Source organism: Parasphingopyxis algicola, assembly GCF_013378075.1.
Taxonomy (GTDB): domain Bacteria; phylum Pseudomonadota; class Alphaproteobacteria; order Sphingomonadales; family Sphingomonadaceae; genus Parasphingopyxis; species Parasphingopyxis algicola.
The window spans coordinates 1,351,748-1,378,260 of the sequence record NZ_CP051131.1; the positions used below are offsets into that span (position 1 = coordinate 1,351,748).

Annotated in this window: 24 protein-coding genes; 8 read left to right on the top strand and 16 right to left on the bottom strand. The window is 62.8% G+C overall.

What is annotated here, in order from left to right; translation table 11 throughout:
* Positions 1-42 precede the first annotated feature (42 nt).
* On the top strand, positions 43-894 hold the full coding sequence (locus tag HFP57_RS06730) for an SUMF1/EgtB/PvdO family nonheme iron enzyme (protein WP_176869063.1): 852 nt from the start codon (positions 43-45) through the stop codon (positions 892-894).
* A 119-nt stretch (positions 895-1,013) separates the two neighbouring features.
* Positions 1,014-1,577 (top strand): PadR family transcriptional regulator, encoded by a 564-nt coding sequence (locus HFP57_RS06735; protein ID WP_176869064.1) that lies wholly within the window; start codon positions 1,014-1,016, stop codon positions 1,575-1,577.
* Here the strand turns inward: HFP57_RS06735 and HFP57_RS06740 are convergent.
* Both HFP57_RS06740 and HFP57_RS06745 read right to left on the bottom strand, forming a co-directional pair.
* Positions 1,574-2,140, bottom strand: a complete 567-nt coding sequence (locus HFP57_RS06740; RefSeq protein ID WP_176869065.1) for a hypothetical protein — start codon at positions 2,138-2,140, stop codon at positions 1,574-1,576. The genes HFP57_RS06735 and HFP57_RS06740 overlap by 4 nt on opposite strands.
* A gap of 118 nt (positions 2,141-2,258) precedes the next feature.
* Complete coding sequence (locus HFP57_RS06745; protein ID WP_176869066.1) at positions 2,259-5,099, bottom strand: TonB-dependent receptor domain-containing protein; 2,841 nt, start codon at positions 5,097-5,099, stop codon at positions 2,259-2,261.
* A 417-nt stretch (positions 5,100-5,516) separates the two neighbouring features.
* Between HFP57_RS06745 and HFP57_RS06750 the strand changes: the two genes are divergently transcribed.
* From HFP57_RS06750 to HFP57_RS06760, 3 genes are all read left to right on the top strand, one after another.
* Positions 5,517-6,173 (top strand): TetR/AcrR family transcriptional regulator, encoded by a 657-nt coding sequence (locus HFP57_RS06750; RefSeq protein ID WP_176869067.1) that lies wholly within the window; start codon positions 5,517-5,519, stop codon positions 6,171-6,173.
* 165 nt (positions 6,174-6,338) lie between these two features.
* The gene (locus HFP57_RS06755) at positions 6,339-7,805 is read left to right on the top strand and encodes a zinc-binding metallopeptidase family protein (protein ID WP_176869068.1); all 1,467 of its coding nucleotides are present in this window, start codon (positions 6,339-6,341) and stop codon (positions 7,803-7,805) included.
* 120 nt (positions 7,806-7,925) lie between these two features.
* The gene (locus tag HFP57_RS06760; protein WP_176869069.1) at positions 7,926-9,362 is read left to right on the top strand and encodes a peptidase dimerization domain-containing protein; all 1,437 of its coding nucleotides are present in this window, start codon (positions 7,926-7,928) and stop codon (positions 9,360-9,362) included.
* A 36-nt stretch (positions 9,363-9,398) separates the two neighbouring features.
* On the opposite strand, the gene HFP57_RS06765 is transcribed toward HFP57_RS06760, so the two are convergent.
* Positions 9,399-11,927, bottom strand: coding sequence for an ABC transporter permease (locus tag HFP57_RS06765; protein WP_176869070.1), 2,529 nt, complete (start codon positions 11,925-11,927; stop codon positions 9,399-9,401).
* Positions 11,924-12,625, bottom strand: coding sequence for an ABC transporter ATP-binding protein (locus tag HFP57_RS06770; RefSeq protein WP_176869071.1), 702 nt, complete (start codon positions 12,623-12,625; stop codon positions 11,924-11,926). The genes HFP57_RS06765 and HFP57_RS06770 overlap by 4 nt, the downstream gene beginning before the upstream one ends.
* Between HFP57_RS06770 and HFP57_RS06775 the strand changes: the two genes are divergently transcribed.
* Positions 12,624-13,352 (top strand): arylesterase, encoded by a 729-nt coding sequence (locus tag HFP57_RS06775; protein ID WP_176869072.1) that lies wholly within the window; start codon positions 12,624-12,626, stop codon positions 13,350-13,352. The two genes, HFP57_RS06770 and HFP57_RS06775, sit on opposite strands and share 2 nt — an antisense overlap.
* 284 nt (positions 13,353-13,636) lie before the next feature.
* Here HFP57_RS06775 and HFP57_RS06780 read toward each other — a convergent pair whose 3' ends face one another.
* Positions 13,637-14,776, bottom strand: a complete 1,140-nt coding sequence (locus tag HFP57_RS06780; RefSeq protein ID WP_176869073.1) for an acyl-CoA dehydrogenase family protein — start codon at positions 14,774-14,776, stop codon at positions 13,637-13,639.
* 23 nt (positions 14,777-14,799) lie between these two features.
* Complete coding sequence (locus HFP57_RS06785; protein ID WP_176869074.1) at positions 14,800-15,996, bottom strand: acyl-CoA dehydrogenase family protein; 1,197 nt, start codon at positions 15,994-15,996, stop codon at positions 14,800-14,802.
* Between the two features lie 213 nt (positions 15,997-16,209).
* Between HFP57_RS06785 and HFP57_RS06790 the strand changes: the two genes are divergently transcribed.
* A complete protein-coding gene (locus HFP57_RS06790; RefSeq protein ID WP_281363128.1) occupies positions 16,210-17,520 on the top strand; it encodes a DUF3422 domain-containing protein in 1,311 nt (436 codons plus the stop codon).
* A gap of 58 nt (positions 17,521-17,578) precedes the next feature.
* Positions 17,579-18,088: a c-type cytochrome gene (locus tag HFP57_RS06795; RefSeq protein ID WP_176869076.1), complete on the top strand. Its 510-nt coding sequence runs from the start codon at positions 17,579-17,581 to the stop codon at positions 18,086-18,088.
* A gap of 60 nt (positions 18,089-18,148) precedes the next feature.
* Here HFP57_RS06795 and hemA read toward each other — a convergent pair whose 3' ends face one another.
* Genes hemA through bchL form a run of 10 tightly spaced genes read right to left on the bottom strand, consistent with a single transcriptional unit; the run spans position 18,149 to position 26,503 of the window.
* Positions 18,149-19,369 carry a 5-aminolevulinate synthase gene (gene hemA / locus HFP57_RS06800; RefSeq protein WP_176869077.1) on the bottom strand — a complete coding sequence of 407 codons (1,221 nt, stop codon included), beginning with the start codon at positions 19,367-19,369 and terminating at the stop codon, positions 18,149-18,151.
* A 14-nt stretch (positions 19,370-19,383) separates the two neighbouring features.
* Positions 19,384-20,169, bottom strand: a complete 786-nt coding sequence (puhE, locus tag HFP57_RS06805) for a putative photosynthetic complex assembly protein PuhE (protein WP_176869078.1) — start codon at positions 20,167-20,169, stop codon at positions 19,384-19,386.
* Complete coding sequence (gene acsF, locus HFP57_RS06810; RefSeq protein ID WP_176869079.1) at positions 20,163-21,227, bottom strand: magnesium-protoporphyrin IX monomethyl ester (oxidative) cyclase; 1,065 nt, start codon at positions 21,225-21,227, stop codon at positions 20,163-20,165. Before acsF ends, puhE begins: the two co-directional genes overlap by 7 nt.
* Positions 21,224-21,520, bottom strand: coding sequence for a hypothetical protein (locus HFP57_RS06815; RefSeq protein WP_176869080.1), 297 nt, complete (start codon positions 21,518-21,520; stop codon positions 21,224-21,226). Before HFP57_RS06815 ends, acsF begins: the two co-directional genes overlap by 4 nt.
* On the bottom strand, positions 21,520-21,993 hold the full coding sequence (gene puhC / locus HFP57_RS06820) for a photosynthetic complex assembly protein PuhC (protein ID WP_176869081.1): 474 nt from the start codon (positions 21,991-21,993) through the stop codon (positions 21,520-21,522). Before puhC ends, HFP57_RS06815 begins: the two co-directional genes overlap by 1 nt.
* On the bottom strand, positions 21,990-22,610 hold the full coding sequence (gene puhB, locus HFP57_RS06825; protein WP_176869082.1) for a photosynthetic complex putative assembly protein PuhB: 621 nt from the start codon (positions 22,608-22,610) through the stop codon (positions 21,990-21,992). The genes puhC and puhB overlap by 4 nt, the downstream gene beginning before the upstream one ends.
* The gene (puhA, locus tag HFP57_RS06830; RefSeq protein WP_176869083.1) at positions 22,607-23,389 is read right to left on the bottom strand and encodes a photosynthetic reaction center subunit H; all 783 of its coding nucleotides are present in this window, start codon (positions 23,387-23,389) and stop codon (positions 22,607-22,609) included. Before puhA ends, puhB begins: the two co-directional genes overlap by 4 nt.
* Before the next feature lie 14 nt (positions 23,390-23,403).
* Positions 23,404-24,828: a BCD family MFS transporter gene (locus tag HFP57_RS06835; protein WP_176869084.1), complete on the bottom strand. Its 1,425-nt coding sequence runs from the start codon at positions 24,826-24,828 to the stop codon at positions 23,404-23,406.
* Positions 24,825-25,613, bottom strand: coding sequence for a magnesium protoporphyrin IX methyltransferase (bchM, locus tag HFP57_RS06840; protein WP_176871186.1), 789 nt, complete (start codon positions 25,611-25,613; stop codon positions 24,825-24,827). The genes HFP57_RS06835 and bchM overlap by 4 nt, the downstream gene beginning before the upstream one ends.
* Positions 25,613-26,503 (bottom strand): ferredoxin:protochlorophyllide reductase (ATP-dependent) iron-sulfur ATP-binding protein, encoded by an 891-nt coding sequence (gene bchL, locus HFP57_RS06845; RefSeq protein WP_176869085.1) that lies wholly within the window; start codon positions 26,501-26,503, stop codon positions 25,613-25,615. The genes bchM and bchL overlap by 1 nt, the downstream gene beginning before the upstream one ends.
* Between the last annotated feature and the right edge of the window lie 10 nt (positions 26,504-26,513).

The window sequence follows — 26,513 nt, forward strand, 5'->3', positions numbered from 1 at the left end:
GCATGGTGGGAGCTGGATCGATGGAGAAGGATGGAATCGGTCATGACAGCGCGATTCGCCGCCATAGCGGCCATCTTCACGGTGCTCGCCGCTTGCGCGGACGACCCGTCCGAGAATGTGGCCGATGCCGCCTGCGGCCTGACCGACGGCCAACAGGGAGCTTTCTTGGAGGTCGCCGCCGGATCCTTCGAAAAAGGCCGCGACGCACTCTATCCTGAAGAAGGCATACCGACGCGGCTCGCGGTCGACGGGTTTGCCATCCAGGCCCATGAAGTCACCAACGACCAGTTTGCCGCCTTTGTCGAAGCAACCGGCTATGTGACCGATGCGGAGCCCGCCGGGTCCGCGCTGTTCGACGGCAATGGCTGGCGGCTGGCCGACGATGCGACCTGGCGCACACCCGGAGGCGCGGGATCGACGATCGAAGGGCGCGGCAACCACCCCGTCGTCCATGTCAGCCATGCCGATGCCCGCGCCTATGCGGCATGGGCCGGCGGGCGCCTGCCGAGCGAAGTCGAGTGGGAATATGCGGCCGCACAGGGGCTGCGGGATCCCGCCGACCCGTTTTCCGGCGCCCTGGACGATGAGGGGCAGCCGATCGCCAATGTCTGGCAGGGCATGTTCCCCTACCAGAATCTCGGTACCGACGGTTTTCTGACGACAGCCGCCGTGGGTTGCTTTCCCGAGAGCGAGGCGGGGCTGTACGACATGATCGGCAATGTCTGGGAGTGGACCGACACGCCTTTCGGACCGGGGCGCCATACCATCAAGGGCGGCTCGCATCTGTGTGCGGAAAATTACTGCCGCCGCTATCGCCCCGCTTCGCGGCAACCGCAGGAAAGCGATTTCTCCGCCAGCCATATCGGTTTCCGGATCGTCCGCGATCTCGAATAGATTGCCCGACCACGAATCGGCATAACGATCCCGCCCGTCCTCCGGAGACGTGACAAAGCGGCCAAAAAGTTCCAAATCGGGTCGCGAGCGGACATCAATAGAGCAAGCATCCCAAATTCATGAGCAAATCCCAAGAGACTCAAACTCTTAGCGAGCATGAGGGCGCTCTGTTAGATGTGGTGCGCCGCAACCAGCCGGTCACCGGCTATCAAATCGCGCAGATTTACGGGAAGAATCCGGTCGCCGCCTTCAACAAGAGCAAGGGCCAGATCTATCCGATGATCCGCCGGTTCAACAAGGCGGGCCTGATCGAGGGGAGCTTCGTCGAGGGCGACGGCCGCGGCACCGAAATCTGGAGCTGCACCGAGAAGGGGCTGGAAGCGCTGCGCATATGGTCGCAGCAAATCCTGGACTCCCATCTCCTGCTCGACGATCCGCTGCGGACGCGGATGATGGCGTTCGACCTGCTGACCGAAGAGGAGCGCTTCGCCTGGATCGTCGAAGCCAAGGCGAAGATCGCGGAAAAACTCGAACAGGTCGAAGCCTTCAACAACCAGGTCGACGTCCCCTTCCAGCGGTTCGTCCACGACAATGCGATCAGTTCGCTCAGGATGCGGATGGACTGGCTCGACCGGCTCCTGTTCGCCCATACCCGATCCGGCACCGCTAACGAGCCGGACTAGCGTTCGATCCCCCTGCGTCTCCGCGTCCGATCGGCAACGAGATCGAATTTGACGCTGCGCAGCCATTCGATCCTGGCTTCGAGTATGCGGCGGGCCAGATCGGCGGAATAGGCTTGGGGTTTGGGAACTCTGCCGCCTTGCCGGAGGCGAATATCCTCGAGTCTGGCGTATGCTGCCGCCTCCGCGTGCGCGATCCAGCCGATACGCTCCTCGAAACAGAGCAAGTCGAAAGCCAGTATCTTCATACGGACCGAATCGGCCGAGAGCAGGTCGGCCTCGCCCATGTTCCGCGCCCAGTCATGGATTGCGCGAACTCCACGCCGGGTACAGGCCAGCTGGGATTGCGTGCCGAGGGTCCCCTTCTCCTCGACGAGCCGGTGCCGCAGAAGACTGTCTACGACGTCCTGAAGTGCCGGCGCGAACGCCGTTGCGAACCCGGCCGCCGTACGATCGACCGCCGCCGCGATGTCGCGCACGGGGACCGGTTGGTGCTGCCATATGGCGACGAGCACAAGCCCCTCATTCTGGTGTAATTTTGGCGCTGAGATCGGTTCGATCGTCATCGTGCGGATCGGATCCTCTGGCTATTTGCTGCGCGTACAGGGCAAAAAAAATGGCGGGGGTGAGACTTCCAAAATCACCCCCGCCACCGACTAGAACGTGACCAAACGTTCTAACTTGTCAGAAGCGCAGGCGCCCGGTCACCGAGTAGCGACGCCCCTGCGGGTCATAGGTACCCGGATAGGTATTGCCCGAGTTGATCGAAGACGGGCCGATATCCTGCGAAATGTTCGGCGGATCGCGATCCAGAAGGTTGAATATCGACAGAGTGACGTCGAAATTCTCGCTCACATTGGAACGGATCGACAGATCGAAATAGCTCGCATCGTCGATCGCGCGGAATCGCTCCAGAATGCCCGGCGTCGGATCGATCGGTTCGAAGATCACGTTGTCGATCCAGCGGTAGAGCAGCGAGATATCGACAAGATCGTCGATGCTGACCGTGGTCCGCAAATTGATCGTCCATTCCGGTTGGATCGGCAGGCAGTTGCCGCTGAAAAAGCCGGTACATTCGCGATTGATAGCCGTCGGACTCGCCTGGAACAGCTGCTCGTCGGTCCAGTTGCCATTGAGGTCGAAATTCAGCGAACCGAAGCTTACCGGATGGGTATAGGTAATTCTGAAATCCACGCCGCTCGTCTCGAGCGTGCCCTGGTTGGTAAGACCGAGGAACAAGCCGGGCGTATCCGGACCGCCGCTCAGTCCGCCATTCAACGGATTGCGGAAAATCTGGTTGCAAGCGGACGGATCGGTTCCATTGCCGTCATTGTTCGGACCGAAACAGGGTACGAGAATGTCGCCCGGATTCGGGGTCGTGATCGCATCGCTCACCTTGATGTTGTAATAGTCGATCGAGACAATCAGGCCCGGAACTTGCGGTGGGGTGGCGACGAGACCGATCGTGAAGGAGTCAGCCGTCTCGACATCGAGGTTCGGGTTACCGCCACTGGTGGCATTGGCCTGCGCGGCGTTCGGAGCCGGGATACGCCCGATCGTATTGGAAGGCGCGCCCTGAGCAATGCAGATCGCCGTCAAGGTCGCATTGCCGACCGGATTGCCAAGTTGGCATGGATCAGTAGTCAGCCCGGTCAGACCGATCGACTGCGGGAGGAAAAGCTCGCCGATATTGGGCGAGCGTACCGAACGCTGGAAGATGCCGCGGAAACGGAACCCTTCGAACGGCTCCCAACTGCCGCCCGCTTTCCAGGTGACGCTGGTGCCGGTGTTGGAGTAATCCGACACACGGATACCGCCTTCGACCTGGAGACTGTAGAAGCCAGGCACATCTTCGAGGATCGGAACGATCAGCTCGGCAAAGCCTTCGATCACGTCATAGGTGCCGGCGAACGAAGGAGCCGGTGCGCCATTGCCGAGAATTTCACCTTGGGTCGAGTTCGGCACGTCGGCGGTGCGGGTCGCGTTGTATTCTCTATATTCGACGCCCACAGCAAAACCGATCGGCGTTTCTGTAAAGAAGCCGGTTTCGCCGAAGGTACCGTTGAGCGACCCGGTTGCCGTGGCCAGAGTTACCGAATCTCCCAATAGCGTCGCAACGTCCGAGAATGCGACGTAGCGCGGGTCGATATTGGTACCGACCCCGCCGCCGAACAGGTTCAACGGGAAGCAACCATTAGACGGGTCTTCGCAGGTCGTCGGGCTGGTCGCCAGCAGGGCCTGTTCGACGCGCGAGCGCAGACCGTTGCCGCGCAGCGCCGTCGCCAGATCGACCTCACCATAGCTCGCCCCGACATCATAGCTGATCGTATCGCTGATATCACCACGAACGCCCGCCCAGAGTTGGAACTGGTTCGAAGTGCGCGAGGAACGGCGCGGCCCCTGTTCGACCAGACGGCGATTGACCGTTACCGGCACCGCGACGAAATTCGGATCGCTGGAGTCGGTTGCGGTACGCGCTGCCGTGCAGGTTGCCGGATCGACTGGTACGGTCGCGTTGGCGCAAATTTGCTGGGCGAGCGTGTCATTGAGGAACGGGTTGTTCAACGGAATCGCGAGACTGATTCCAAAGAGACCTGCCGGCGCCAGCTCAGCACGGACGTTGCTCTTCGTGAACATCGCACGCGAATATACTTCGATACCAGGCGTTACCTCGTAGCGAGCCGAGGCATAGGCATTGTAACGCGTCAGTGGGGTCTGGAAGAAGTTGAACGGTGCATAGTTGAACGAATTGAACGTCGGAACCAGTGTCTCGGTGTTCGGATCGAGCTGCAACCCATCGATTCTCGTCGGAACCGTCGTGCCGGAACCGCCGATAAGGCCCGTTGTGGCACCAAGTGCGCCCTGCGAGATCAAGCGGTTGGCCTGCAGGATGCTGTCAACCTCCTGATAGCCGATGCTCAAAACCGCGTTACCGCGACCGTCATCGAAGTTGGCACCGAGAGTGAGGTCGCCACGAATGCGTTCGCCATCGCCACGCTCTGTGATGCCGAAAGTCGCTGCCGCTTCCAGGCCCTCGAAGTCGCGGCGCGTCACAAAGTTCGCGACACCCGCAATAGCGTCGGCTCCGTAAACCGAAGCCGCGCCGCCGGTCACAATCTCGACACGCTCAACAAGCGCAACGGGTATGATGTTAAGGTCGGTTTGGCTGAACGGAGTAGAGGGCACGAGGCGCGTGCCATCGAGCAGGACTAGATTTCGTACCGTACCCAAGCCACGCAGATTCAGCGTGGCGATACCCGTCGCGCCATTGTTCGTCGTGCTGCTCGTGCCCGGAATAACACCCGGCAGTTCGGAGAGCAGGTCTTCGGCGTTGGTCGCCTGGCGATAATCGATCTCGTCCTGGCCGACGACCTGGATCGGGCTCGACTGTTCGAGGTTAGGGTTCGTAATGCGCGAACCGGTGACGACGATAGCCGGCTGACTGTTGGCGCCGGCGGCCGCCAGCTCGTCGCTGCTCTGCGCAAGGGCGGGCGTTGTCACCACGCCGAATGCCGCGCTTCCCATAAACAAACTGCGAAGAGCCTGCTTACGCGCCGAATTTGCCATCGTGTCTTCCTTATAAGTCATTGAAAATAAACCTTCCCCAGTGGAGGGCCGCAGCAGGCGACTCAAACGGTCTGTCGGATGTGGCCGTTTGTGCCTGTGTCATTGCCCCTCGGTTGTTGCTCAGCGCCGACCAAACGCGATGGGCGCCTCAGGAAGCAGGCTTATGCAATCGACATTTGCACCACTCAACCGAAATATAGTTCGAGTCGAACTTTAATATGTCGCTGTGGCAAAGGAACCACACATACTCCTGTATGTACTGCATTGATTTTTATTGATTATTGGAAAACTTTCCAAGTTCGCCGAGAATCCGGGTGGATTTTGTAGTTCGTGACATACTATATAGTTCGAAACGCACCTTAACGGAGAGGTTGCATGGCTGCACGAGCAAGACCTTCAAATGGTTCGGTGATTGACTGGCGAAAGCGGCGGCAGGAGATTGCCGACAGGGCGCTTCCCCTCTTCCTCGCAAGGCCGTGGGCAAATGTAACCGTGGAGGATATCGCGGCGGAAACCGGCCTGTCGTTCTGGCAGATTTATTACTCGTTCGACGGACAGGAGGATGTGTACCGGACCTCTGTGACGCGGCTGTTCGACCGTTTGGCGAAAAGGGTCGCCGACCGGCCGGAGCCTGGCAAAACCGTTCTGGAAACGGTCAGGAAACATGTCGATTTCACGGCCGGTATCCTGCGGGACCGGAGCTATCGGCAGATCCTCTATCTGCGGATCAGGGACGAACCGATGGAACCGTGGCTGAGTATCCAATATCGCAAGAAGATTGCTGTTCCGCTCATCAGGAACGTGAAATCAGCGGTATCCGAGGCTGGCAATCGGCAGGGGCTCTCCATCGCAGTCGACGATGAATGCTGCCGACAGATGCTGGCTTCGCTGGAGGCCCGGATTGCCTTTCCATCCCTGCTGCATAGCGAGGAAATCGACACTCAATCGAGCGACCGGGCGGTCGATTCATCGGCCAGAACATTGTGGGCAGCGACGTATAATCTCGACGAACCCATGCCGTTGTCCGCATGAACCATGACGAGGCAATAACGGAATTTTCCTTCTTGGCTGGCTATTTGTCCGTACAACACATAAGCTTGGGGATGGCCCGATAACCGGAATACCGCGGGCACACTGGCGGAGGCATATCGCCGCGCTGCGGAAACGCAGTAACGAAAATAAAACGTGGAAATAGACATGACCAAGCCTATTCCCGCCCTACGGGGCTCTGCCTATCGCTATTTTGACGAAGAAGCACTTCCATCGCTTAGCGACTATGTGAAAATCGAAAACATCTCTCCGGCGTTCGACCCGCGGGGCGAAACGGTTTCGGAAACGCATGTGGCCGTGCGCCATCTCCGGCAATGGGCCCGCACCCATACACCGCCCGGCACCAAGATCAGCAAACTGTCCCGCGTCGAGAACGCGCCGATGCTCGTCATCGACATCCCGGGCACGGCGGACGGCGATGTCCTGCTTTTCGGACATCTCGACAAATTCCCGGCGGCGCCGGACTGGGACGAAGGCCTGGGTTCATACAAACCCGTGATACGGGATCAGAAACTGTATGGCCGGGCAACATCCGATGGCGGTTTTGCACCCTATTCCTATCTGTCGGCGATCGGGGCGCTCGCCGAACTGGATATCCCCTATCCGCGCTGCCTGATCGCGGTGGAAACGAGCTCCAAGAGCCACGGGATCCATCTGGCGCGATACTTCGTTGACCTGCGCGCATTGTGCGAAAAACCGGATCTCATCATATCGCTCGATGCCGGTTGCGGCGATTATGAGCGACTCTGGTACACCACCGGATATCGCGGGCTGATCGAGGGCCATCTTTCGGTGAAGATGCTCGAGAAAATCGCCCATTCCAGCAATTCCGGCCTCGCGCCGTCAGCTCTCGGCATCGCCTTTGAACTGCTAGGCAGGGTGTGCGATTTATCGAGCGGCCATATGAAGCTCGACAGCTTGGCAGCCAGACGACCCCTGCACATGACGACCGGCGGAGCGGAAACCGATGCCGTCGCCGGGCGGTTCTTTCTCGATCGCGCCGAGATCGGGCGACACGTCCCGGGAATCACCGACGATCCGGAGGCCGCCGCCATGCTCCCGGTATGGAATGCCTCGCTGAACATCGCCGGTATTCAGGGACTGTCATCATCCGATCTTACCGGCGGGGTCCTGCCGGCCGAGGTGATCCTCAAGATCGCGGTGCGCACGCCGCCGGACTGCGACTGCCCGGCGGCGATATCGGAGCTGGAAGAGGCGCTGGTCGAACGGCCGCCATATAACGCCGCCGTCGATTTTTCGCCGTCCAACATGTTGCCGGGTTGGCACCCGGGCGAGCTCCCGGCATGGCTGAAGAGAAGCGTCAATACAGCATCGGCCGAGTTTTTCGGCAAAGAGGCAACCGGCTGGGCGATCGGCGGCGCCTATCCGGAGATCGAGATAATCGCGCAGGAGTTCGAAGACGCACCCATCCTGATGACGGGCGTGATGGGCCCGGACGCCAATTTCCATGTCGCCGATGAATCGCTGGACCTTCCCGCAGCGCGGAGCATGACGGCATCGATCGCCCGGATCCTCGCCGACCTGGTGATGCCCGGACCGCCGTCGGGAATTGGTGTAGAATCGCTTGAAACGGTCGCAGAGAATCCGATCTGAACGCCGATCGCTGGCTATTTTATATGGCAGGCCATAAGGATTCCGGCGGCTCGAAAACACAATGACAGGAGCCGTTTCGGCGGAAAGATCCCGCAACGCCTTGCCGACGATGCGACGAAAATGACGAACGTGGAAATGGACATGACCGACCCTGTTCCCGACCTCTACACCTCCGTTTGCCGGATTTTCGACGAACAGGCGCTGCCCTCGCTCAGCGAATTCGTCAAAATCGAAAATCTGTCGCCGGCGTTCGATACCGAGGCAGATTCGGTCGCCGAGGCGCATAACGCCCTGCAGCATTTTTCGGACTGGGCCAGCGACCACGCTCCCAAGGGCACGCAAATCAGCAAGCTGGTTCGCGTCCAGAACGCGCCCATGCTGATCGTCGACATCCCCGGAACGGTTGACGGAACGATCCTGTGTTTCGGGCACCTCGACAAATATCCCGCCGGCGATGGCTGGAACGAGGGGTTCTCCGCCTACACACCCGTCCTGCGCGACCGGAAACTCTATGGCAGAGGCACGGTCGATGGCGGCTTCGCGCCCTATTGTTACGTCTCCGCGGCCATGGCGCTCGCGGAGTTGGGAGTGCCGCGTCCACGATGCCTGATCGCCGTGGAGATGAGCTATGAAAGCCACGGCATTCACCTGGCCCGGTATTTCCCGGACCTGCGCTCGCTATGCGACAAACCCGATCTCATCATATCGCTGGATGCGATTTGCGCCGACTATGAAAGGCTTTGGTATTCGACAGGGTATCGCGGCGTGATCGAAGGCCATCTCACAGTGGAGATGCTGGACAAGCCGGCGCATTCGGGCGCTGTGGGCATGGCGCCATCGGCGCTGGGGATCGCGTTCGACTTGCTCGGCCGTATCGCCGATCTGCCGAGCGGACTGATAACGCTCGAAAGCCTCAAGCCCAGGAACCGTACCGAACATGTCACGACGGAAGGCCGCGAAACCGACGCCATAGCCGGCCGCTATTTCCTCGCGGCGGCGGGAGTCACGCGGGACGTGCCGGGGATCACGGACAGCCCGGAGAATGCAGCCGTGCTGCCCGTTTGGAACGCCTCTCTCGCGGTGGCCGGAATTGAGGGACTGTCCGCGCCCGGCCTGACAGGCGGTGTTCTGCCGTCGGCCGTAACGCTCAAAATCGGGGTGAGAACCCCGCCCGGAGTCGATTGCGCGGCGGCGGCCACGGACCTCGAACAGGCGCTCGTCGGGAGCCCGCCCTATAATGCGACGGTCGATTTCTCGCCGACCAACATGCTGCCGGGTTGGTATCCCGATCCGCTGCCCGAATGGCTGACCGCGAGTGCCCGCGCGGCGTCCACCGAATTTTTCGGCAACCCCGCCGTCGGATGGTTTATCGGCGGCGCCTATCCGGAGATCGAAATCATCGCGCAGGAGTTTGCCGACACGCCGATGCTCGTGAGCGGCATCATGGGGCCGGACGCCAACTTTCACGTCGCCAATGAAGCGCTCGATCTGCCCGCTGCGCGGAAGATGACCGCATCCATCGCGCAAATCCTCGCCGATCTTCCGGCGCGGGACTGACAGCCGAGGCGCGACCGACCGACCGGAAACGAGAGGCTATAACTGCCGCAAGGCGCGTGCGGGGCGCACGGACATGAGCGGCAGTGCGCTGATCAAGCCGATCCCCAATGTCAGCAACGTGCCTGCCGCCAACGTGCCCAGAACCACGAACCAGTCGGGCGTCCAGGTGAACTCGAAAATCTGCACGATGACGCTCCATCCCGCGAGCAGGCCCAGCGCCAAGGCGACGAAGGCGAGCACGGCTGCGAGCAGCGCATATTCGATGGCCTGTGTCAGCAAAATCTGGCCGCGCGTCGCGCCGAGCGTGCGCATGATAACGCTGTCATAGCTGCGCGCCTGGTTCGATGCCGCGATGGCGCCGATCAGGACGGCGATACCCGCGATGATCGACACGGTAGCCGCCGCGATGATCGCCGCCGCCATCTGCCCCAGAAGCGCCGTGACCTGTCCGATGACCTCGCGGACTTCGATGATCGACACCGAGGGAAAGGCGGAAAGGATGTCGCGCGACAGGACCGCTTCGTCCCCGCCGTCGAGCGATATGGTCGAGGCCAGCGTATGCGGAGCGTCGCGCAGCGTGCTCGGCGACATGACCATGATATAGTTGAAGCCCATCGTATCCCAGTTCACCTCGCGCAGCGAGGCGATCTCGGTCTCGATCTCGCGGCCCAGAACGCTGACGACCATCGTATCGCCGAGCCCCACATCCATCACCCGTGCGGCCTCCTCGTCGAGCGAGACCAGCGGCGGGCCGTCATAATCGGCCGGCCACCATTCGCCGTCGGTCAGCTCGCTCCCCTCGGGAAGGACATCGCTATAGGTCACGCCGCGTTCGCCGCGGAGGAACCAGGCGCCATCGGGCAGTCCATCGAGATCGGCAACCCGTTGCCCGCCATATTCGACGATCGTCCCCCGCAGTGTCGGCACCAGATTGATCTGGGTATCGCCGTCCTGATCGCCGACAATGCGGCGGAACTGGCCTTCCTCGGCGACCGGTATGTCGAGTACGAACAGGTCCGGCGCGCGTTCGGGCACGGTGTTGCGGATTTCGGATGTCAGGCTGGTCTGGATCGCTGCCAGGGTGACGAACAGCGTCAGCGCCAGGCCGAGCGCGATGACGATGGCCGGCGCCTGCGAACCGGGCCGGTGCAGATTGGTCACGGCCAGGCGCAATATCGGACTGCGCGGGCGCGGCAATCGCTTGGCCAGGAAGCGCACACCCCAGCCGAGCGCATAAAGAAAGAGCAGAGCGCCGCCCGTCGCGCCGAGCACCACGGCGGAAAACATCGTTTCACGCGCGCTCAGCAAGGCGATCGCGACAATCGCCCCCGCCGCGAGCGCAACGCGGAGGAGCGTCTTTGCGTCCACCGCCGCATGGCGTTCGACAAGGCTGCGGAAAAGCGCCGCGGCGGGCTCCGTCCGCGCCCGCGCGAGAGGCGGCAGCACGAACATGGTCGCGATGAGCAGTCCATAGGCCGCGGCGATGGCCAGCGGCGCGGGATGCAAGGATATGCCAGGCGCGACTGGCAACAGGTCGCCAAGCGCCGTGACGATCAGCGGTGTCGCGAGCGCGCCCACGGCCAGCCCGCATATGATGGCAAACAGCGAAACGATTCCGATCTGCACCGCATAGATGCGCGCGATATCGGCCGAGGTCGCTCCGAGGATCTTGAGCGTCGCGATGCCCGCGCGCTTGCGCCCGAGATAGGATGCCACGCCGTTGCCGACGCCGATCCCGGCGATGATTAGCGCGGTCAGCCCGATCAGCGACAGGAACTGCCCCATCCGTTCGAAAAAGCGGAACGCACCGGGCGACGCGCGGTCGCGATCCTTGAATTCCCATCCGGCCGACGGGAAGCGGTCCTGGAGATCATCGACCGCCGCTGCCGGATCGGCACCGGGCGCTAGCCGGATACGGTATTTGCTTTCATAGAGGCTGCCCGGCTGGATCAGGCCGGTACGTCTGAGGCCCTCGATGGACGTGATGGCGACCGGGCCAAGCGTGAACCCCTCGCCGACACGGTCCGGCTCGTCGGCGATCACGTCGCGGATCGTGAAGGTTGCGGTCCCGTAGCGCAGCGATTCCCCCGGTTCGATCTGCAGACGGTCGGAAAGCGATTGGCCGATCACGATCTCGCTAGCCGCTAGCGGTTCGTCCAGAAGGCCGCCCTCGAGCACGAACTCGCCATAGAGCGGATAGGCATTGTCGACGCCCTTGAGTTCGCTCAACACGGCCTGCGGTCCGTCCGCCGACGGATCGGTATCGGTCAGCTGCGCCATCGCGCGCATCCGGATGGTCTCGCTCAGCTCTCCCGCCTCGCGCATCGCCGCCAGTTCGTCGCTTTCCGCCTCCCGCTGGGTCATCGCGATCTCGACATCGCCACCGAGCATCGTCTGACCTCGGGCCGAAAGCTCCCCGGTGATCGACGCCGTCAGGCTGCCGATCGCCGCGAGCGTCGCGACGCCGAGAAACAGGCAGATGAAGAGCAATCGAAGGCCCCGAAAGCCGCCGCTCAGGTCCCGCCAGGCGATCTTCGCGCTTGCTACCCAGCCGAGCGGTTTCATGGCCGGCTGTCCGAAACGATCCGGCCGTCCTTCATCTCGACGATCCGGTCGCAGCGCTGCGCCAGGCTGACGTCATGGGTAATGATCACCAGGGTAGAGTCCGCTGCCGCCTTGCGTTCGAACAGCACGTCGATGATCGAGCCCCCGGTCGCCGCATCGAGATTGCCCGTCGGCTCGTCGGCGAAGACGATGCTCGGGCCGGGTGCGAGCGCGCGGGCGATCGCGACGCGCTGCTGCTCGCCGCCGGAAAGCTGGGTCGGATAATGGCCGAGCCGATGCCCGATCCCGACCGCCGTCAGTTCCGCCGTCGCGACGTCGAAGGGATCGTCGATTCCGGCCAGTTCGAGCGGCACCGCGACATTTTCGAGCGCCGTCATCGTCGGCAGCAGGTGGAAGGATTGCAGCACAATGCCGATCCGGCCGCGCCGGGCGCGTGCAAGTCCGTCTTCGTCCAGCGCAGTGAAATCGACACCGGCAACCTCCACCGTCCCACCGCTGGCCCGTTCGAGGCCGGACAGGATAGCCATCAAAGAGGATTTGCCCGAGCCCGACGGCCCGAGAATGGCCAGGCTTTCGCCCGACCCGATTTCGAGATCGATACCGCGCAGGATATCGACCGGCGCGGCCTGGGTGCCGAGCGACAGGGTGACATCGCTGGCACGGATTGCGATAGCGGTATCGCTGTCGGTTTCTGACATGTGGAAAGGACAATCCTTGACCGTGAGACTCTCCCTCTATGCCGCATTGCTGCTTGTTGTCCAACCGCTTGCCGGGTGCGCGAATGACGGTGGCAGTACGGACTCGGCCGTTGATCGAAATGTCGAAGATGAAGCGGACACGGCGACGGCGAGCCAGGCCGACTACGACCATCTGATCGTCGCGTTCGGCGACAGCCTCTACGCCGGATATGGCCTCAACCAGGACGAAGGCTTTGCACCGGAGCTGGAGAACGCGCTCCGCGACAGCGGCCTGTCGGTGCGCGTCGTGAATGCCGGCGTGTCAGGCGACACGACGGCGGCGGGCCGGCAGCGCCTGGCCTTCACGCTCGACGGTCTCGATGCCAAGCCGGACCTCGTCATCGTCGGTCTCGGCGGCAACGACATGCTGCGCGGGATTAGCCCGGACCAGACCCGCGCCAATCTCGCCGCGATCCTCGAAGATCTCGACAGTCGGGACATCGGCGCGATGCTGACCGGCATGGTGGCGGCGCCCAATCTGGGCCAGGATTATGGGAGCGAATTCAATCCGATCTACCCCGATCTTGCCGAACAGTTCGATGTCCCGCTCTACCCCTTCTTCCTTGACGGGGTCATCCAGCAGCCCGGCCTGATGCTGCCCGACGGCATCCATCCCAATGCGAACGGTATCGATGCGATCGTCGCGCGCGTGGAGCCGCTGGTGGGGTCGGAAATCGCGCGCCGGTAACCGGGAAGAATCCGCCTGCGCCGCATCCTCGGTCGCTCTTCTTCGGTTCTTCAAATGCTGCTTGGTTAAACGACATCTGGTTCTGCAGCGTCACGCCAACCAGAAACGGCGGACCCGTCCGGCAAGATGTAAAGGTAAGGCTCGCACCGTTGAAGACCCGCCGGTCCGCCCGGCCGGAAAACGGATTATCGGCAACGCGTGCAAACGGCCATGCACATACGCATGGCCGCGGTCGGTCGGCGAAAAGCAGGCCTTGGCTGACAGCTCAGGCTGCCGCTGACAGCTCAGGCTGCCGCTGACAGCGAAACATGCCGTTTCATGTGGTGGTCGACATTTCCGAATTCGGAATCGAAGATGGTCAGCCGCTTGAAATAATGGCCGATTGCGAGCTCGTCGGTCATCCCCATGCCGCCATGGATCTGGACCGCCTCCTGCCCGATATGATGGGCCGCCTGGCCGACCCGTACCTTGGCGCTCGCGACGGCGCGTTTGCGCTCCTGCTCCTCATCGTCGAGCCTGAGCGTCGCGAGATACGTCATGGAGACCGATTGCTCATACTCCATGAACATGTCGACCATGCGATGCTGCAGCACCTGGAAGCTGCCGATTGCGGCGCCGAACTGCTTGCGCTGGCGCGAATATTCGACCGTCATGTCATGCGCGACCTTCATCGCGCCGCAGGCTTCGGCGCATTGCGCCGCGATCGCTTCGTCAACGACGCGTTCAATCAAAGGCAGGGCTGTGCCCTCCTCTCCGATCAAGGAATCGGCCGGCACCGCGACATTCTCGAAATAGACTTCCGATGCCCGCCGGCCGTCGACGGTCGGATAGTCGCGCGTCGTCACGCCATCGGCATCCTTGGGCACGTTGAAGACGGAAATACCCTCCCGGTCGCGCCGGTCGCCGCTCGTCCGGGCCGTCACTATCAGGTGCGATGCCCAGGGCGCACCGATCACGACCGCCTTGTGCCCGCTGAGGAGATAGCCATCCCCATTGCGCTTGGCCGTCGTTTCGAGATCGGCGAGATCGTAGCGGCCGCGCGGTTCGGCATAGGCGAAGGCGAAAACCCGGCTGCCGTCGATAATGCCGGCGAGATGGTCTGCCTTCTGCGCGTCGCTGCCCGCATGTTTGAGAAAACCGCCGGCACAGACGACGGTTGACACGAACGGCTCGACGACCAGGCCTTTTCCGAACTCCTCCATCACGATCAGCGAATCGACCGCGCTGCCGCCAAACCCGCCGTCCGCCTCGGAGAAAGGCATGCCGAGCAGCCCGAGCTCGGCAAGCTGCGCCCAGATTTCCGGGCGCCAGCCGCTTTCGCTTTCCACAACCGAGCGGCGCGTATCGAAATCATATTGCTCGCGCACCAGCCGGGCGAGGCTGTCGCGTACCATTCCCTGTTCTTCGGTGAAGTTGAAATCCACAAATGCTCTCCCGGGGCTCCGGCCTAAAGGCCGAGAATCATTTTCGTGATGATGTTGCGCTGAATCTCGTTCGACCCGCCATAGATCGAGGTTTTCCGCATGTTGAAATAGGTCGCCGCCGAGTGCTGCGCATAGTCCGGTCCGATCGGATATTCGTTCGAACCGGCATCCGCGACGGCGCGGTAATAGGGCGTGCCGTAATGGCCGACGGCCTCGAGCGTGAGCTCGGTCAGCCGTTGCTGGATTTCGGTGCCCTTGATCTTGAGGATCGAGCTTTCCGGACCCGGCCCGCGTCCGGCCTGTTCGCCGGCCAAGGTCCTGAGCTCGGTAATCTCGAGCGCGGCCAGATCGATTTCGAGCTGGCTGACCTTGCGGGCGAAATCGAAATCGCTGATCAGCGGTTCGCCGTCCAGCGTCTCGGTCTTCGCGATCTCGCGCAACTGTTCCACGCCCCGCTTCGACCGCGCGACGCCAGCGATCCCGGATCGCTCGTGCGCGAGCAGGAATTTGGCGTAGGTCCAACCCTTATTCTCTTCGCCGACAAGATTGTCGACCGGCACTCGGACGTCAGTCAGCCAAGTCTCGTTGACCTCGTAGCCGCCGTCAATCAGCTTGATCGGCCGGACCTCGATGCCCGGCGTCTTCATGTCGACAAGGATGAAGCTGATGCCTTCTTGCGGGCGCGCGGCATCGGGATCGGTCCGGCACAGAAAAAAGCCCCAATCGGCATATTGCGCCAGGGTCGTCCACGTCTTCTGGCCGTTGATCACGTAATGATCGCCGTCGCGCACGGCGGTCGTCTTGAGCGACGCCAGGTCCGAACCGGCGCCGGGCTCCGAATAGCCCTGGCACCACCACACGTCGCCGCTGCGGATGCCGGGCAGATGCTGTTCCTTCAGCGCGTCGCTGCCGAAGCTGTAAATGACCGGGGCGACCATCGACACGCCGAACGGCAGTGGCATGATCGCGTTGACCCGCGCATTCTCCTCCGACCAGATATAGCGCTGCGTCGGCGTCCAGCCCGCGCCGCCATATTCGACCGGCCAGGCGGGAACCGACCACCCCTTCTCGCCGAGAATCTTGTGCCAGGCGAGCATGTCCTCGCGACCGAGGTCCTCGCGCAATCCGATATTGCGGAGATGGTCGGGATAATTCTCTTCGATGAAGGCGCGCACTTCGTCGCGAAACGCCAGCTCTTCGGGGCTGAATTCCAGATTCATCGGGCAGCTCTCCTCGCTTTGAAACCGAACCGTTGCAGGAAACAACCTACTCACTGACGTGGGAAGACCGGGACAGTCAAGCCGATACAGGATATTCGGACGTCATTTGGCGGTTCGTTCCACTGCCATATCGTCTCTTCATATAGCGGGTTCGGACGAGGAAAGCCCCGAACCGGTTTGACGATCGGGGGACGACCGCTATTCTCGCTGTACATGGTATTTACCGAACATCCTCTGCGGCGCGGACTCGTCCGTGAAATGCATATGCGCCGGTTCGCGGCTGTTCCGGCACCCTGCGAAATCGTTCAGATGGTCTGGGTGATCAGCGAGGAGCAGCGGGCGCAGGAGGATCGCATGCTGCGCTCCGCGCCCGACGGGATGGATTTCGCGATCGATGCCGAATCGCGCCACGTCAGCTCATCCACCAATTCCGGATCCCTGTTCATCTGGGAACAGCACACCGAGGCGTCGACAATCACGGCAATCATCGAGCCGCAAGCGCGGACCGGCCAGCAGAGGCTCGTCGACTGGATGGAGAACTGGCCCGGTGGGGTCGTGCGCGCGACACGGATATTTGTCGAACCGAGCGAAACGGATGCCGAACGCAAACTGGACGATATGGCGTTCTCGCGGGACGATCTCGTGTCCTGCCACATCAACGAGAGCGTCCGGCTCTGGTCCGATTTCGAACTTCACGAAGGCTATGGCCGGACGCTTATAGCCGCGGGAACGGCACCGCCGCGCGACCTCGGACGGATCGTCCAAAGGCTGCAGGAACTCGGCAATTATCGAAACATGGCGCTGCTTGGCTTCCCGCTCGTGCGGGAATATGGGCCGCGGCTGGACCGGCTCGAGCGCCAGCTCGCCGAATATGCGCAAACTCTCGACGACGAAGTGGATAGTGATGACGAAGCTTTGCTCGACCGGTTAACCCGCCTCTCGTCCGAAATGGCTGTGATCCGGGTCGAGACAGGCTTCCGGCTGGGCGCGACGCGCGCCTATGCCGATATCGCCGCAGATCGGCTGGAAAAGCTCGGTATACAGCCCATCAAGGGCTTTCAAAGCCTGACCGATTTCACCGAACGGCGGCTGCTTCCGGCGGTGCGGACATGCGAATCGTTCGAGGCGCGGCTCAATGGTCTGTCCGAACGCGCCGATGGTGTGATCGCGCTGCTCAACACGCGGATCGATACGCGGATCAAGGCCCAGAACCGCGATCTGCTGTCTTCGATGGAGAGCAGTCTCGGCATTCAGTTGCGGCTCCAGCACTTGATCGAGGGCCTCTCGGTAATCGCGGCGACCTATTATGCGGTCGGACTGGTCGCCTATCTGATGAAGGGTGCGGACGCTTTCGGCGATGGCTTCGGCGCCGATTTCGCCGTCGCGCTGCTCGTCTTTCCCGTCATGCTCGCCATTTACCTCTTCGTCCGCCACCAGCGCGTGCGGATATTGAAGACGAGGGACAACAACAATTCGCGTGCCAATCGAGGCACGCGTGAAACCAAGCGCGCCGAGAAGCGTTGAGCTTGACAGAAAATGTTCCTAAACCCCTGTTTGAGTGTCTTCGGAAAAAGGAAGCGATATGAGGAAAATGCACAATTTACTCGGCGCGGTAGCAGCAATGGGCCTTGTCGCCACAGCAGCCTGTTCCGGAGGCAGCGAGGGACCGCCGCCGTCGGCCGACAGCGAAGAGGCCGATGCAGCGGCTGAAGAAGCCGAAGCGCCCGATGCGCCTACGCCCGATTCGACGGATACGCTCGACGGTACGGTGTTTGCCGATTTCACCGGGGACACGACGGCCGGCGAGGCGGTGTTCGCCCAATGCCGGACCTGCCATGTGGTCGATCCGGGCGTGAACCGCACCGGCCCGTCGTTGCACAATATCGTCGGCCGGGAAGCCGGTCAGGTCGAAGGCTTCAACTATACCGATGCCAATGCGAACAGCGGCATCACCTGGACGCCTGAAAAACTGTTCCAATATCTCGAAAATCCGCATCGGGTGATTCCGGGTACGCGGATGGCCTTTGCCGGCCTGTCCGAAGCGCAGGACCGGGCGGACCTTATCGCCTTCCTGCAAACGCACAGCGAATAGCTAACGCCGCAAGTAAACAGGCCCGCCACCGGTAGATGCCGATGGCGGGCCTTTCTTGCGTCAGGCGGCCACCGCCCGGCGCGCCAGTTCGCATTCCGACCAGATTTCCGTCAGCGCTTCGATCAGCTTGTCGATATCGGCGTCGCTGTGGACCGGCGATGGCGTAATCCGCAGCCGCTCGGTGCCCTTGGGCACGGTCGGATAGTTGATCGGCTGCACATAGATGCCGTGATTGTCCATCAGCCAGTCGCTGATCCGCTTGCACTTGTGCGGATCGCCGACCATTACCGGGATGATATGGCTCGGATTGTCGAGATGCGGAATCCCGAGGCAGTTGAGCTTGTGCCGAACCTTGGCGACCCGCTCCTGATGACGCTGGCGTTCGAAAGGGCTGTCTTTCAGATGCTTGATGCTCGCACAGGCGCCCGCCGCCAATGCCGGCGGCAGCGCGGTCGTGAAAATGAAGCCCGACGCGAAGCTGCGGACGAAATCGCAGAGCGCCGCCGAGGCCGCGATATAGCCGCCCATCACGCCGAACGCCTTGCCGAGCGTCCCCTCGATCACCGTGATCCGGTCCATCAGCCCTTCGCGTTCGGCGATGCCGCCGCCGCGCGGACCGTAGAGCCCCACCGCATGGACCTCGTCGATATAGCTCATCGCGCCATGGGCTTCGCAAACATCGAGAATCTCGGCGATCGGCGCGATATCGCCGTCCATCGAATAGACGCTCTCGAACGCGACGAGCTTGGGCCGGGCGGGGTCGATAGCGGCCAGCTTGCGATCGAGATCCTCCGGCGAATTATGCTCCCAGATGTGTTTTTCGGCCTTGCTGTGACGGATGCCTTCGATCATCGAGGCATGGTTGCCGGCATCGGACAGCACGGCGCAGCCGGGGAGCCGCGACGCCAGCGTGCCGAGTGCCGCCCAGTTCGAGACATAGCCCGAGGTGAACAGCAGCGCGGATTCCTTGTGATGCAGATCGGCCAGCTCCTTTTCGAGCAGCACATGATGATGGTTGGTGCCGGAGATATTGCGCGTGCCCCCTGCCCCGGCGCCGCACTGATCGAGCGTCGCATGCATCGCGTCAATCACCACGGGATGCTGGCCCATGCCGAGATAGTCGTTCGAGCACCAGACGGTCACATCGGTCGTCTCGTCGTCGACATAGCGGGTGGCATGCGGGAAGGCGCCGGCATGGCGTTCGATCTCGGTGAAGATACGGTAACGGCCTTCGTCGCGAACCCCGTCGAGCTCATCCTTGAAATATTGTTCATAGTCCATTGCAGACGCTCCCCTTAGATCTTCACTCTCTTGCCACGACCGGGCAGCGCCCAGCCCCACAGCGCGCCGTCGCGAAACGGCAGCGCCAAAAACAGATGTTCCAATGTTCCGAGTATCGCGAGCCCGAAAACGAGGCTCATACTGACCGCCGCGAAACTGTCCGCCGGCGCGGCGAATGCGCGCAGGCCCAGCCAGATGGCAAGCGCGCTGGTCGCCGCGAGCGCCAGCGCGAGCCAGGGCCGGAAACGGCGCGGCCCGAAATAGCTTTTCAGATAGCCAAGATGCGGCGGCAGAAGATCGACGCTCATATTCGGCACGCCGGCAAAAATGTTGAGCTTGGTGCTGAGCCGCATCACGAGCAGCAGGGCGAAGGCGATCGCTCCGGTCTGGTTGGGCGCGCCCCAGCTGAGGCCAACAAGAATGAGCGCCGTCACGACCAGCGCGATCTCGTGATAGATCAGGACATTGGCCGCATGGACGAAGCGCCGCCAGCCCGTCGCGTCCTCCGGACACGGACCGCGCCGCGGACCGGCCACGGCGCCCATCAGGAAACTCATCTCGTGCCATGCCCAGACCAGCAAGGCCCCGAGCAGCGCGACATAGGCCGCAGCGATGGTCGCAAACCGGGCGCTCACGACGATCGCGCCGAGCCCGACCATGCCGCCGAGCGCCGCCAGGGTCAGGCTGCGCGCAAAGGTCTCGCGCGGCCGGTTGTCGAGCCAGGCGACGAGCCCCGTGCTCACGAACCAGATCACCAGGGTCGCGAGCAGCGGCAGGATATGGCCGTAAAGGCTCACCATGCCGGCTGGAGCCTGATCGTGGACGGCAGCGCATTCCGCTTGGCGGGGAGACAATAGACCCGCGCGAGGGCGGCGCCGGCGGCCATCATATGGCCGAGCCGCTTGACCGATCCGATGACACCGCCCTGCTCCTTGGCCGCCTGCATCCCGCGCGCGGCGCGCAGCAGCCGGTCCATGCCGCGACGAAAGCGCGGATCGTCGGTATTGAGTTCGACCGGGAAGACCTGACGGCTGATCTGCGTGCATTTTTCGAAGACCGCATAGTCATAGTCGGTCGGATCGACGCCGAGCGCCTTGTGGAAGACTGGCCGGCCATGATCGCGGACATACATGGTCGCATAGACGGACAGCAGGAAGAAACGGATCCAGAGCTTGTTCGCGCCTTTCAGCAGCTTCGGATCGGCGCGCAGCAGCATCGCGAAGGCTTCGCCATGCCGGAACTCGTCATTGCACCATTCCTCGAACCAGTTGAAAATCGGATGGAAGCGGAGCTCGGGATGCTTGGCCAGCTGACGGTAGATCGTGATGTAGCGCGCGTACCCGATCTTCTCCGACAGATAGACGGCGTAGAAGATGAATTTCGGTTTGAAGAAGGTGTATTTCTTGGCCTTGGTCAGGAAGCTCAGATCGACGCCGATCCCGGCGTCCTTCAGCGTATCGTTGATGAAACCCGCATGGCGGCTTTCATCGCGCGCGAGCAGCTTGAACAGCTGTTTGACGTCCGGATTCTTCGTCCGCTTGGCGATCTCGGCGTAGAGAATGCAGCCGGAAAATTCCGAGGTCAGCGAGCTGACGAGAAAATCGATGAATTCGGCGCGCAGTTCCGGCTCCAGGCTCTCGATGATCCCGTCGAATTCCTCCGTGCGCTTGAAATGCCGCTTGTTGGGATCGCTGACCATTTCGGCGATCAACTCGTCCCATTCCTCGCGGACCAGCGAAACGTCGATCCTGTCGAGCGCGTCGAAATCGGTCGTGTAGAAGCGGGGGCTGAGCACCGTCTCCTGCTTCGCGATCTCCATCACATCGGCAATGGGTTCCACTTTCGCGTGCGCGTTCATCGCAACCTCCTCGGGGTAAAACTGACTTCATAAAGTTCGGCAAGATCGAAATAGCTGGCGAACCTGATCCAGGCGCGGGCCAGCGGCCTGGCGCGTTCGACCGTTGCCGTGCGCTCGAACACGGCGCTGCCGCCAAACGGAATGCTGATCGGATCGCCATGAACGCGCACCCTGTCGCCCGGCCCGATCGGCACATCGCCGTCCAGCTCGACATGGGCGTGGAAATACTCCTCGCTCTGCTCGACTTCGATCCGGCAGCCGGTGTCGAAGGAATGGCTGTGCAGCAGACCCATCAGGCGCCTCCACTTTCGAACAGTTGCATAAAGGTCCGCCGGTTGTCAGGACCGAAGGCACCGAGTTCGATCACCCGGCCGGTCGCGCTGTCGGTCAGCGACAAGGAACCGTCCTGCCACAGAGACAGAGCGAAGGGCGGTTGCTGACCGAACCCGTTCATCCGGCGCTCGCGTGCCAGTCCGCGCATGACGCCGCGAATGAATCCGCCGCCTTCGTCTCCATAAGTGGCGATCCGTTCCCCGGTCACGGCATCCTCGATCCGCACCGATCCGTCCGCCCGGTCGAGAAAGCGCAAGCTACGTTCCGAGACGAGCGCGACATCCGCCGCCGTTCGTTCGGCCACCGGAGACGCCGCCTGCGGAATGAAACCCAGCCGGGTCGCCGCGGTCAGCGCCAGCGCCAGCGCGATCAGCACCGCCGCCATGACGAGCGCGCCCTTGGGGACCGTGGGATCGTCATGCGCCAGGCTCATGCGGCGATCTCCTGCACGCCCGCGGGAACGGCTGCATCGCTCCGCTCCTCTGCCGGTCGTTCGATCTCGACGACGGCTGCAGACGCGCGGGCCAATTTGGCGGCAACGGCTTCGACATCGGGCAGCGCGCGGAGCATCGGCCGGGCGTCGGCGAACTTCCAGGGCCGGGCATGCGGCCAGAGCATCGCATAGCCGAGCCGGTGCGGGCCCTTCAGGGTCAGCGCGATATCGCCATGGCCGCCGCCGCGCTGGCTGAGGTCGGCGGACTCGATCAGCTGCAGCGGCAGGTTGATGCACTTGTTGAGTGCCACGCCAATGCGCAGGACGACGCGCCGGTTGGTGATCGTGTAAACCGTCGTCCGGGCGACGAGCCAGGCCAGCAGCATGAGCAGGCCGATCGCGAACAGCCCGGCAACCGCGGTCGCGACCGCGCCGCCGACGCTGCCGCTCGCAATCCCCAGGGCGGCGAGGAAAACAAAATAGACGCCGACGAGCCGGGTGCGGAAGGCCGTGCGCGCGAACACGAGCCAGTCGGGCGCGCCCTGCCAGATGATCTCCTCGCCTTCCGGCAGATAGCCCGGCAGGCCCCTTATCGGTTCATGGTCATATTCGCTCATACGATCGGCTCCTGCCGTTCAGGCGTGGCGTAGAGATAGCCGCCGCCGAAATAGGCCGCGACACGCTCTTCTTCGTAACGGGTGATCTCGCCGGGCGTCCCAAGCTGCGGCGCTGCTGCGAACTGGTCGGCGTTGAGCGCATCGATATGCACTTCGCCTTTCTTGCCCTTGACGATGCTCATCGGCATCGGCGCCAGAACCTTCGGCCCGGCGGTCGTGGCGATTTCGAGATAGCGGATGACATGCTCGGCGCGATCGACCCAGAGATCGCTCACCGCGCCGGCGACCTCGCCGTCCGCACCTTTGACGATCATACCGCGCGGATCGGCATCTTCCTTCGCGACCGTAATGCCCGATTCGGTGCCCATCGGTACGATGCGGGGACGGCCTTCGGCGTCGAGATCCGGCCAGCGGGACCGTTCGGCCCAGGCCGCCGGACCGATTCCGTCCGCCAGCGGATTGCCGGTCGGCGCGTAAGGCGCGCCTCCGGCCCGGAAGATCCGCTTCGCGGCAATATCGACCGGTTCTCGGCCCTCGGTCCGCGGAAGGGGCGCATCCACCGTTCCCTTGCCATGCGGCAGGTGGAAGGTCTTGGTCGACGCGGTATGCAACGGGCCGCCGACCGTTTCGACCCGCCCGGACAGTTCGTCCTCGAGCGGATAGCCCTCGCGCCGATCCTCGCGCCGCAGATAAAAGACCAATGCGATGAAGAAGAGCACAAAGGCGTAGAACATGAGTTCCGCCACATCGATCGTTCCTACCAAATTACCGTCTGTCATCGGTCTTTCCTCGCTCAGGTTGGAAATTCACTCAGTCCGAACTGCTTCGGCGCGCCGGGCGATACGCCCTGGCGGCTGCCGGCCAGCGGACCGAGCACGATAAGCATGCACAACAACAAGCCGATTTCGATGCAGTAGACGATGCCATAGCCGGTCGCGCGGCCCGCCAGGGTCGAGCCCAGCGCATCGGCGAGGGCAAGGCTCGTGACTATGTCTCTGATAACGCCGCCCAGAGCGATACCGAGGCCCGCCGCCGAAGCCTGGACCGCGCCCCAGGCGCCCAATGCCAGCCCGGTCGTTTCTTCGCGGGCGAGCGCCATCGCGGCGATCAGCGTTCCGACCGAGAACAACCCCACGCCAAAGCCGATCGCGCTCGCGCCGATATACAGCAGCCCGGCCGACCCCAGCGGCGCGGCGAAAATCACCAGCAGAAATGCTCCAATACCGGCTACCCCGCCCATGCCGGCGATCCGGAGTGGATCGGCGCCGTGGCCCAGCCAGCGTCCCGAAAGCGCAAAGCCGATCAACGTTCCAAGCGCCCACACCCCGGTCAAACCGGTCGTCGCGCCCACCGAAAGGCCCAGAATTTCGCCGCCATAGGGTTCGAGCAGCGCGTCCTGCATGCTGAACGCCGCCGCGCCGAAGCCGATGGCAAGCAGCAGCCGCTTCGTCCGCCCGACACCGACAAAGGCGTGCCAGACATCGGTGAAGACGGGACGATGACGATCGGGCGCCGTCGCCGCCTTGTCGCGCGCCTCCTGTTTCCAGAGCGCGGCGATATTGAGCAGCACGGTCAGAACCGCGGCGCCCTGGATGACCTGGACAAGCAGGGTCGCCGAGAAATCGGCAAGCAGCGTGCCGATCACCAGCGCGCTCAGCATCATCCCGACGAGCAGCATGACATAGAGCAGCGCAACGACGCGCGGGCGGCTCTCTTCGGGCGCAAGATCCGTTGCAAGGGCAAGACCCGCCGTTTGCGTGATATGCATGCCGGCACCGGTCAGCAGGAAGGCGAGCGCACTCGCCGACACGCCGATCGCGAAATCTTCCGGCCGCGACAGCAGCAACAGGGCGAAGGGCATGATTGCCAGCCCGCCGAACTGCAGCATCGTACCGCCCCAGATATAGGGCACCCGCCGCCAGCCGAGCAGCGAGCGATGGGTGTCCGACTTGTGCCCGATCAGCGCGCGGAACGGCGCGATCAGCAAGGGCAGTGCAATCAACAGGGCGATGATCCAGGTCGGCACGCCGAGTTCGACGACCATGACGCGGTTGAGCGTTCCGTTGAGCAGCACGACCGCCATGCCGACGCTGACCTGGAACAGCGCAAGCCGGAGCAGTCGGCCCAGCGGCAACTCCTTCGTTGCCGCATCGGCGAACGGGAGGAAGCGCGCTCCGAGCGACGCCCAAAATTGGGTCGAGGCAGGCAAGCGGTTCATCCAGCCTCCACCATCAAGGCGTGCGACGTATAAAAGCCGCTGGCCACCCGCTCGCCATGGGCAATATCATGACCGGGCAGCCGTTCGCTCAGTGCGCGCCGCAAACGGGTTTCGGACACCGGCTTGATCGCCGGAGAGCGATTGCCGCGCGGGAACAGCTTGCCGGCTGCGTGCATCGTCTGGAGCAGGGGCGAGCTGGGTGCGAAGGTGAAGGACACTGTCTGCGCGCGCTCGGCCATCGCGCCGGTCACACCGACAATATCGACCATCGGATAATGGATGAGCGAGTCCATCGCGACGACATGATCGAACCGGCCCAGCGCCGGATCGAGCAGATCGCCGACGCGCCAGTCGATGGCGAGCCGCTCCGGCGCGCGCTCGCGCGCAACCTCGATCAGCCCGTTCGAAACATCGATGGCGACGACATCGGCGCCGCGCCGCGCGGCCTCCACCGCCAGCGCGCCGGTACCGCAACCGGCATCGAGCAGCCGCCGGCCGCTCAAGTCTTCGGGCAGCCAGGAGAGCAAGGTCGCGCGCATCCGGTCGCGCCCGGCGCGAACGGTCGCGCGGATCCCGCTCACCGGTGCGTCCGACGTCAGATCGACCCAGGCCTTGCGCGCCGTGCTGTCGAAATAGGTGGTGAGGCGCGCGCGATAATTGCGATAGGCGATCGACCCCACACCGTTGGTGTCGAGCGCAGTCGAGACACGGGAAGCCTCGGCTGCGCTCGGCCGTGTCCCTCGACTACGCTCGGGATGTGCGGTGGTGGGGATGGCGCTGGCCATCATTCGAACCCCAGGAAATCGAAGATGTCGCGATCTTTCATCGGCGACGCTGTAAGCGGATCGACGCCGGCCCAGAGCATCGCGGCGAGACGGAGATATTCGTCGCGGGCGGCATCGACCTCGGGAGAGTCATCCATCTCGAACAGCGTGCACTTTTTCAGACGCGAGCGGCGGATCGCGTCCACATCCTGGAAATGGGCGAGCCGCTTCAGGCCCGTCGCCTCGGCAAAGCGATCGATCTCGTCCGTCGCCGCCGAGCGGTTGGCGACGCAGCCCGCCAGCCGCACATTGTAGTTCTTCGCTTTCGCGCCGATCGCCGCCATGATCCGGTTCATCGCGAAGATGCTGTCGAAATCGTTGGCCGCGACGACGAGCGCACGCTCGGCATGCTGGAGCGGCGCGGCGAACCCGCCGCAAACCACATCGCCGAGCACGTCGAAAATCACGACATCGGTATCTTCGAGCAGGTGATGCTGCTTCAGCAGCTTTACCGTCTGCCCGACCACATAGCCGCCGCAGCCCGTGCCCGCCGGCGGGCCGCCCGCTTCGACGCACATCACGCCGTTATAGCCTTCGAACATATAGTCCTCGGCGCGCAGCTCCTCGCTGTGAAACTCGACCGTTTCGAGCACGTCGATGACCGTCGGCATCAGCTTCTTGGTGAGCGTGAAGGTGCTGTCATGCTTGGGATCGCAGCCGATCTGGAGCACGCGGTGGCCGAGCTTCGAAAAGGCGGCGGAGAGGTTGGACGAGGTCGTCGACTTGCCGATCCCGCCCTTGCCATAGACGGCGAACACCTTCGCGCCCTTGATCTCGTCGCTCGGATCGAGCTGAACCTGGACCGAGCCTTCACCGTCGGGAGGCGCTGTTCCGGCATCCAATAGGGTCATCGTCTCTCTC